Consider the following 8,313-nt stretch of genomic DNA (forward strand, 5'->3'; position numbering starts at 1 on the left):
GCGGCCATGTGGTTGGGGACGATGTCCAGGATCGCGCCCATGCCGTGCGTATGCAGCGTCTGCACCAGCCGGGCGAGCGCCGATTCGCCGCCGAGCTCGGGGTTGACGATCATCGGGTTGACCACGTCGTAGCCGTGCATCGAACCGGACCGGGCCATCGCGATCGGCGACAGGTACACATGGCTAAGCCCGAGCGCGGCGAAATACGGCACGCGCTCGGCCGCCGCGAGAAGGTCGAATTCGCGGTTGAGCTGCAGGCGTACGGTGGCGCGTAACTCGTTCATGCGGGCAGTGCCTGCTTCATCTGCGTATCGATGTTCCGCAATACCGGTGGCAGGGTTTCGACCGCGTCGTCCGGCAAGCGGTGCCGCCAGTTGGGATGGCTGTCGACGGTGCCGGGAAGGTTGGGTTGTTCTGTGCGTTCCAGTGCGTCTTCGAGCGGGATCAGCACCAGCGGCGCCGGGGTGTTGGCGAGAAAGCCGGCATACCCTGACGGCGAAGCCGCCGCGAGCGTGGCATCCAGCTGCGCGACTTCCTGTTCGCGTGCCTGCAACTGTTGGCCAAGCGCCTCCTCGCGCCACGCCTGCGCGTTGGCGCGCGCACGCAAATCTGTGCCTTGGCGCCACCCGGCCAAGGGCGGCAGATCGTGCGTGGTGGTCATCGCCACGGCGTTCTTTCGCCACGCATGCGGCGGCAGGAACTCGCCTTGCTCGTCGTGCGTAAACAACAGCACGTCGATGCCCAGCACGCCGCGCGCGGCGAGTATGTCGCGCAGGCCGGCGGGCACGGTGCCGAGATCTTCGCCGATCACGATGCAGCGCTGGCGCCACGATTCCAGTGCGGTGAGGCGCAGCAGGTCCTGCAGCGGCTGGCGCAGATAGCCGCCTTCGGCGGAGGACTGCCCCTGGCGCAGCACCCACAGATGCTGAAAGCCGATGATGTGGTCGATGCGGATGCCGCCGCCATGTGCCATGTTCGCGCGCAGCAGCTCAATGAATGGGCGAAAGCCGGTGGCTTGCAAACCCCATGGCGCATAGGCGGTGACGCCCCAGCTCTGTCCCTGCGGATTGAAGGCGTCGGGCGGCGCGCCCAGTTCCAAGCCCGCGAGCACGTGCTCGCGCCAGGCCCATGCTTCGCTGCCGCCGGTTTCGAAGCCGACGGCGAGATCGTGAATCAGGCCGATGCGCTGCCCGGCATCGCGTGCCAGCGCGGCGGTTTTTTCCCAGCTGCGCGCGCTGAGCCATTGCAGGAACATTTCAAATTCCACGTCGGCGCCGTGTTCGCGCGCGAACTGCTTTGCGACCGCTTCGTCGTGCCAATCCTCGTTCCACTGCTGCCACGCGCCGGCTTCGTCGCGCCGCGCCGCTTGCGCCTGCCGCGCCGCAAACCATGCATGCCGGCGCAGGGCAGCGCCACCTTCCGTGGCGAAGCGTTGCAGGTCGTCGCGCAAGTCTGGCGGTGCGTGCGCGAACAAGGCGTGCAACTGCCCGAACACCTTGCGCCGCAGCGCATACACCGTCGGCCAGTCGACCAGCTTGCCGTGTTGCGCAGCTTGCCAGGCCGCTGTCGCGCCGCTTTGCTCGATGGCCTCGAGCAAGGCCGGTGCGCCGAGTACTTGCGCGGCATCCGCATGCAGCCAGTTGAAAAAGCCGCGGTGGGAAGGCGAATACGGGCTGTAGTGTGCGCGGATCGGACTCACCGCATGCAGCGGGCTGAGCGCCAGCGCATCGCCGCCGGCCTGGCCGATGGCCTGGGCCAGTTCCGCCATGGCGCGGCTGTCGCCCACGCCGCCGTCCTGCGCATGGCGCAGCGCGTAGACCTGTGCGACCAGGCCCCAGGTTTTATGCAGGCCGGTGGGATGGGGCGGCAGGCCGAGCGCATCGCCCACGCCGAAGCAACGCGGCGGCGCCACCGCCAGGATCAGCTGGCGCGGGCCGACGACGAGCTGGTAGTAGCCGTATTTTTTTGGTGCGCGGCATTGGCCGTGGCCCGGCAGCGCCAGCGCCTGGTCCTTGCCTTCCTCGTCGTAGGCGGCGATGGCGGCCGTGCCGCGGATGGCCGGCGGCAGCGCGAACACCTCGCCCGCATCCGCGGTGATCAAGGCCGGCAGCGCCTGCGTGCGTTCCTCGATCAGGCGCAGGCTGGCGGCGCGGTTTTCGGCGCTGTGCGAAGGCAGCTGCATGGCGTCGAGCAGGCTATGCAGCGTTTCATCGGCCACGCTTCGGGGCTGCCCGTAGGCATCCGTCCATGTCACGCCGATGCCTGCCGCCTGTGCGAGCTTTGCAAGCGCGGCGTCACTCACGTTCCATCACCACCGCCGTGTGTGCGGCGAGCGTGCCGCGGTCGAGCGCATCCATCGCGTGCTGCGGCTCGATCCACAGCACCTTGGTGGCCGGGTCGCGCGGCAGCGCTACGTCCTGGTCGGACAGGTTCAAGGCGATTTGCCACTCGTGGCCGTCGCCCAGCCGCCAGCGTGCATACACCGTCTTGTCACCCAGCACCTCGCAACCGCGTGCGCAGCTGCCGGCCAGGCGATCGGCCAGGTAGCGCTTGCGCCATTGCAACAGGTCGGCAAACCAGCGTTTCCACGCCAGCGCCTGCATGGCGTCGTCCACGCGCGGTATGGAGGCGGCATAAGTATCGAGCGCATTCGGATCGGGAATGCGCGCGCGCCGGTCCGGGTCGGTGAAACCGGAGAAATGCGCAAACTCGGCGCGCCGGCCGTCGCGCACTTTCTGCGCCAGTTCGCCTTCATAGTCGGTGAAGTAATAGAACGGCGTGCGACAGCCCCATTCCTCGCCCATGAAGAACAGCGGCACCATCGGGCTGAGCGCCACCAGCACCATCGCCGCGCGCAGGTCCGCTTCGTTCGCCAGGCAGGTCAGGCGTTCGCCCATGGGACGGTTGCCGATCTGGTCGTGGTTCTGCAGGAACAGCACGAAGGCGTGCGGATGCAGATCGCCGCTGGGCTCGCCGCGCGACAGGCCGCGGCGGTCGTGCTGGCCCTGGAACACGAAACCTTCCGACAGCACCTTCGCAAGGTCATCGGTCGGGTGCTTGGCGAAGTCGGCGTAATAACCCTCGTGTTCGCCGGTGAGCAGCACGTGCAAGGCGTTGTGCGCGTCGTCGTTCCACTGCGCGTTATAGTCGCCGCGCAACAGGCCGGCGGTGTTGTGTTCGTTTTCCAGGATCAGCCACACCTCGCGCCCGCGCGGCAGGCAGGTACGCCGCACGGCGGCGCCCAATTCATCCAGGAAACTTTTCGGCTGGATGGCATGCACCGCATCCAGCCGCAGCCCGTCGAAGCGGTATTCGTTGATCCACATCAGCGCGTTGTCGATGAAGTAGCGCGCCACTTGCGGCCGGCGGAAATCGATCGCCGCGCCCCATGGCGTGTGCACGTCCGGCGCGAAAAATTCGGGCGCGTAGTTCGGCAGTTCGTTGCCGAGCGGGCCGAAATGGTTGTAGACCACGTCCAGGATCACGGCCACGCCAAGCCGGTGTGCTTCGTCGATCATCGCCTTGAGTGCATGGATGCTGCCGTAGGAGGCATCCGGCGCGTACGGCAGCACACCGTCGTAGCCCCAGTTGCGGTCGCCCTGGAACGAGGCGATCGGCATCAGTTCGATGGCGGTGAAACCGCTGGCCGACAGGCGCGGCAGTGCTTGGCGCAACGTGTCGAAACCGCCCATCGCGCCGACGTGCACCTCGCAAATGGCGGCACGATGCCACGGCATGCCGTTCCAGTCGTTGCACTTCCATACGTAGTCGCGCGGATCGACCACCATGCTTGCGCCGAGCACGCCGCCTGGCTGCGCGCGCGAGGCCGGGTCGGGCACCTGGCGATCGCCGATGCGGTAGACGTAGCGCGTATCGGCATCGACTTCGATCGGCAGCGTGTGGTTGCCGTCTTCATCGCGCTCCATCGGAAAGGCGTGGTCATCGATCACCAGCTCGACGCGTTCGGCGCCGGGCGCCCAGACACGAAATCGCGTGGTGCCGTCGTCCAGCACTTGCGCGCCGTAGGTGCAGTGGTAGCAGGAGGTGGCCGGCGATTTATGAGTTATGCGATCGACCTGCACATCAGCTCCTCTCCGGCCGCAACAGCAAGGTCGCGAGCGGCGGCAACACCAGGTTCAACGAATACGGTTGGCCGCGGCAGCTCTGCGCATCGGCCCGCACCATGCCGCCGTTGCCCACGTTGGAACCGCCGTAATGCGCGCTGTCGGTGTTGCACAGTTCGCGCCACAGGCCGCCTTCGGGCACGCCGATGCGGTAATCGCGGCGCATCTGCGGCGTGAAGTTGCACACCACCAGGATCGGCGGAACGCCTTCGCCACCGAAGCGCAGATACGCGTAGACCGAGGCATGCGTGTCGTCGCCGACGACCCATTGGAAGCCTTCCGGATCGTGGTCGCAGCGGTGCAGTGCCGGTTCGTGCACGAAGGCGCTGTTGAGATCGGCCACCAGTTGCTGTACGCCGCGATGCAAGGGGTCGTCCAGCAGATGCCAGTCGAGCGGACGGTCGTGGTGCCATTCGCGGTACTGCGCGAACTCGCCGCCCATGAACAGCAGCTTCTTGCCAGGGTGTGTCCACATGAAACCGAAATACGCGCGCAGGTTGGCGAATTGCCGCCAGCGGTCGCCGGGCATGCGTGCGATCAGCGAGCCTTTGCCGTGCACCACTTCGTCGTGCGAGAGCGGCAGCATGAACTTTTCCGACCAGGCGTAGACCAGGCCGAAAGTGAGGTCGTGGTGGTGATAGCGGCGATACAGTGGATCGCGCTTCATGTATTCCAGGCTATCGTGCATCCAGCCCATGTTCCACTTGTAGCTGAAACCCAGGCCGCCATCGTGGACGTGGCGCGTGACGCCGGGCCAGGCGGTGGATTCTTCCGCCATCACCAATACGCCGCTCTGTTCGCGGGCGACGGTTTCGTTGAGCGACTGCAGGAAGGCGATGGCTTCGAGGTTTTCGCGGCCGCCGTGCTTGTTCGGGATCCATTCGCCTTCTGGGCGGCTGTAATCGCGGTACAGCATGCTGGCGACCGCATCCACGCGCAGGCCATCCACGTGGTAGTGGCGCATCCAGTGCATCGCACTGCCTAGCAGGTACTGGCGTACTTCAAGCCGGCCATAGTTGTAGATCAGCGTGTCCCAGTCCTGATGGATGCCTTCGCGCGGATCGCGGTGCTCGTACAGCTTGGTGCCGTCGAAATCGCGCAAGCCGTGTTCGTCGGACGGAAAGTGCGCGCTCACCCAGTCGATGATGACGCCGATGCCGGCCACGTGGCAGGAGTCCACGAAGCGGGCGAATGCATCCGGGCTGCCCAGGCGTGCCGTTGGCGCGTACATGGCGATCGGCTGGTAACCCCAGGAGCCGCCGAACGGAAACTCGCTGATCGGCAGCAGCTCGATATGCGTGAAGCCTTGCGCTTGCACATAGGGAATCAGCCGTGTGGCAAGTGCGTCCCAGTCCAGCGGCTGTCCCAATTCGTTCCATTGCCAGGAGCCGGCGTGCACTTCGTAGATGGAGATCGGCGTGCGTGCGTGATCCACCGATGCGCGATGCGCCATCCACGCGGCGTCATGCCAGCTGACCGACAGCGGTGCGGCCACCATCGAAGCCGTGGCGGGCGGCTGTTCGGTCTGGCGCGCGAAAGGGTTGGCTTTCAGCGGCAGCAGATGCCCGTTGCGGTCGAGCAGTTCGAACTTGTACAGCGCGCCGGCTTTCACGCCGGGTATGAAAATTTCCCACACGCCTTCGTGATCGTGCCGCCGCATCGCATGGCGGCGGCCGTCCCATTGGTTGAAATCGCCCACCACCGACACGCGCAGCGCATTGGGTGCCCAGACCGAGAAATGCACGCCATTGACGTCGTTGATGTGCAGCACGTGGGCGCCAAGGATGTCGCCTGGATAGCGCAATTCGCCGGCATGGAACGCATGCAGCGTGCCCTCGGTGAGCAGCGGGGCGAAAGCATAGGGATCGCTGATGTTTTCCTTGCCCGCCGGCCATTGGATGCGCAACCGGTAATCCTGCGGCTGCTGCGCAAGCTCGGCGACGAACACACCTTCGGCCAGTCGCTGCGCCGGCCAGGTTTCACCGTTCTGCAGCACGTCCACCGCCGTGGCGCCGTGCGCCACCGTCGCCACGTACCAGCCTGCATCGTAGCGGTGCGGGCCGAGCCATTCGAAGGGTGTGCCGCACCGGCCCTGGTCCAAGGCCTGCAGCACCTCGGCGGGAATGCATGCGGCAGGGCGGGTCGCTGGCACGGCAGCCATGCTGATGCCGGCCCTCACGCCGCGGCCTTCGGAGCGCGAGTGCGGCGTGGCCACGTCGCGGATTTATCGCTGGCCCTAATGCACATATGCATCCTCCCTGCGCACGGAGGGCGTTGACGGCGCCGCGACATCGGCCTGCCGCTGCGTAGGCAGCATGCGCTGGTACAGGGCCGCGTATTGCCGGCCCGGAGCATCCCAGCCATGTTTTTCTAGCATCGCCGCACCGCGCATCGCGTTGAGCAGGAGCGGCTCGGCGTAGATGCGGAACGCGCGCTGCAGGCAGCGGCGCAGTTCCGATACGCTGGCATGGCGGAACAGCAAGCCGGTGACGCCGTCTTCGATGGTGTCGATCAATCCGCCCGTTGCATGCGCGATCGGCAGGCAGCCGTACGACTGGGCATACATCTGGCTCAAGCCGCACGGCTCGTAGCGCGAGGGCATCAGCAGGAAATCGGCACCGGCAAACATGCGCCGCGCCAGCGCTTCCTCGAAACCGATATGCGCTGCCACGCGTCCTGGAAAACGGCGCGGCAGGCGCGCGATCGTGCGCTCGATGGCCGGATCGCCGCGACCGATCAGCGCCAACTGTCCGCCGGCGGCGATGATCTGCGGCGCGGCCTCGCAGATCAGATCCACGCCCTTCTGCTGCACCATGCGCGAAATGACCGCGAACAGCGGACCGTTCTGCTGCCGCAGGCCAAGCTCTTCCCGCAGCTGCTGCGTGTTTTCGCGCCGCGTTTCCCAGTCGCCGATGGCGAAGGGCGCCACCAAGGCGGGATCGTTGTGCGGGTCCCAGCTGTGGTCGACGCCGTTGACGATGCCGATCAGCCTGCCTTCGAGCGAGCGCCGGCGCAGCAACGCATCCAAGCCGCAACCATAGTCGGGTTCGGTGATCTGCCGCGCGTAGCTCTCGCTGACGGTGGTGAGATACGTGGCCTTGGCGATGCCTTCGTGCAGGAAGGAGAGGCGCCCGTGGCGATCGTATTCGGCGTGCTGGTGCGCCGGCAGGCCGAGATGCGCCGCGTTGGCAGCAGGAAATACACCCTGGTACGCCAGATTGTGAATGGTCAGTACGGTCGGCGCGGCATCGCTGTGGCCATCCATGTAGTGGGCGGCCAGGGCGCATGGCCAGTCGTTCAAGTGCAGCAGGTCCGGCTGCCACGGAATGTGCGCGCGCTTGAGCGCGATTTGCGCGGCCGCATGCGACAGCGTGGCGAAGCGGATGTCGTTGTCCGGCCATTCGTGTCCGCTGGCATCGGTATAGGGCGAACCTTCGCGTTCATAGAGTTGTGCATTGCACAGCACCAGCACGGTGAGGCCGTCGCTCAACGTCAATTCGGCAATCTCGCAGGCCGGCAGCTTGTGATGGGCTCGCACTTTGCCGACCATGCGCAGGGACGTACCGGCGGCGGCAAGCACTTTCGGATAGCCCGGGATCAGCACGCGCACGTCGTGATGCTTGCTAACTGCGCGCGGCAGCGCGGCGGATACATCGCCGAGTCCGCCCGCTTTCACGAAGTCGGTCATTTCGGTGGTGACGAACAGTATGCGCCCTCGCACGCGCTCGGCGCGGGCGGTGGCCGGCACGATCAGTGCCTGGTCAGGTTTTCCTGGCCTGTGCCGAGGATTGCGCGCCTCGTGCGGCAGGGAGCGAGGGATCCGATACGTGCCATGTGCGGGTTTTGCGATAGTCATCCCATTGATCTCACGAAAAAACTGCGCGGCGACGATTCGCCGATAGAGGCAGTGCTTATGCTTGAGGTTAGGGGTGCGTGGATCAAACTCGCGTACAGCCAGTGATGCGGCAAGGTGAAGGCGGCGAGACGGCTCACCGTGCATGCGCAAGCGAAATTTCCACCGCCGCATGCGGCATGAATGCGTGAACAACTTTCCATGCACGCGATGTTTACGGCAGGCGGCGCACGGTGGTGAGAGGTTGTCGACGGCTTGGAGGTATTGCCGCTTTTGGCGATACACAGATATCGCAGTGAATGAAAAGCGCTTTCTCGTTCGAAGGAATTGCAGGAA

The 8,313-nt window shown here is 65.8% G+C and carries 5 protein-coding genes; all 5 read right to left on the reverse strand.

Translation table 11 applies throughout. The annotated features are described in order from the left end of the window. Positions 1-284, reverse strand: a 284-nt coding sequence (locus VMA74_RS08040) for an alpha-amylase family glycosyl hydrolase (protein WP_325366116.1), incomplete at its 3' end; no start/stop codon positions are given. Beyond that, positions 281-2,302: a 4-alpha-glucanotransferase gene (gene malQ / locus VMA74_RS08045; RefSeq protein WP_325366117.1), complete on the reverse strand. Its 2,022-nt coding sequence runs from the start codon at positions 2,300-2,302 to the stop codon at positions 281-283. The genes malQ and VMA74_RS08040, both read right to left, overlap by 4 nt. Continuing rightward, positions 2,295-4,082, reverse strand: a complete 1,788-nt coding sequence (treZ, locus tag VMA74_RS08050; protein ID WP_325366118.1) for a malto-oligosyltrehalose trehalohydrolase — start codon at positions 4,080-4,082, stop codon at positions 2,295-2,297. The genes malQ and treZ overlap by 8 nt, the downstream gene beginning before the upstream one ends. 1 nt (position 4,083) lies before the next feature. Then, complete coding sequence (gene glgB, locus VMA74_RS08055) at positions 4,084-6,285, reverse strand: 1,4-alpha-glucan branching protein GlgB (RefSeq protein WP_325366120.1); 2,202 nt, start codon at positions 6,283-6,285, stop codon at positions 4,084-4,086. Between the two features lie 75 nt (positions 6,286-6,360). Next, the gene (glgA, locus tag VMA74_RS08060; protein WP_414649580.1) at positions 6,361-7,980 is read right to left on the reverse strand and encodes a glycogen synthase GlgA; all 1,620 of its coding nucleotides are present in this window, start codon (positions 7,978-7,980) and stop codon (positions 6,361-6,363) included. Between the last annotated feature and the right edge of the window lie 333 nt (positions 7,981-8,313).

The organism is Dyella sp., from assembly GCF_035508675.1.
Classification (GTDB): Bacteria; Pseudomonadota; Gammaproteobacteria; order Xanthomonadales; family Rhodanobacteraceae; genus Dyella_B.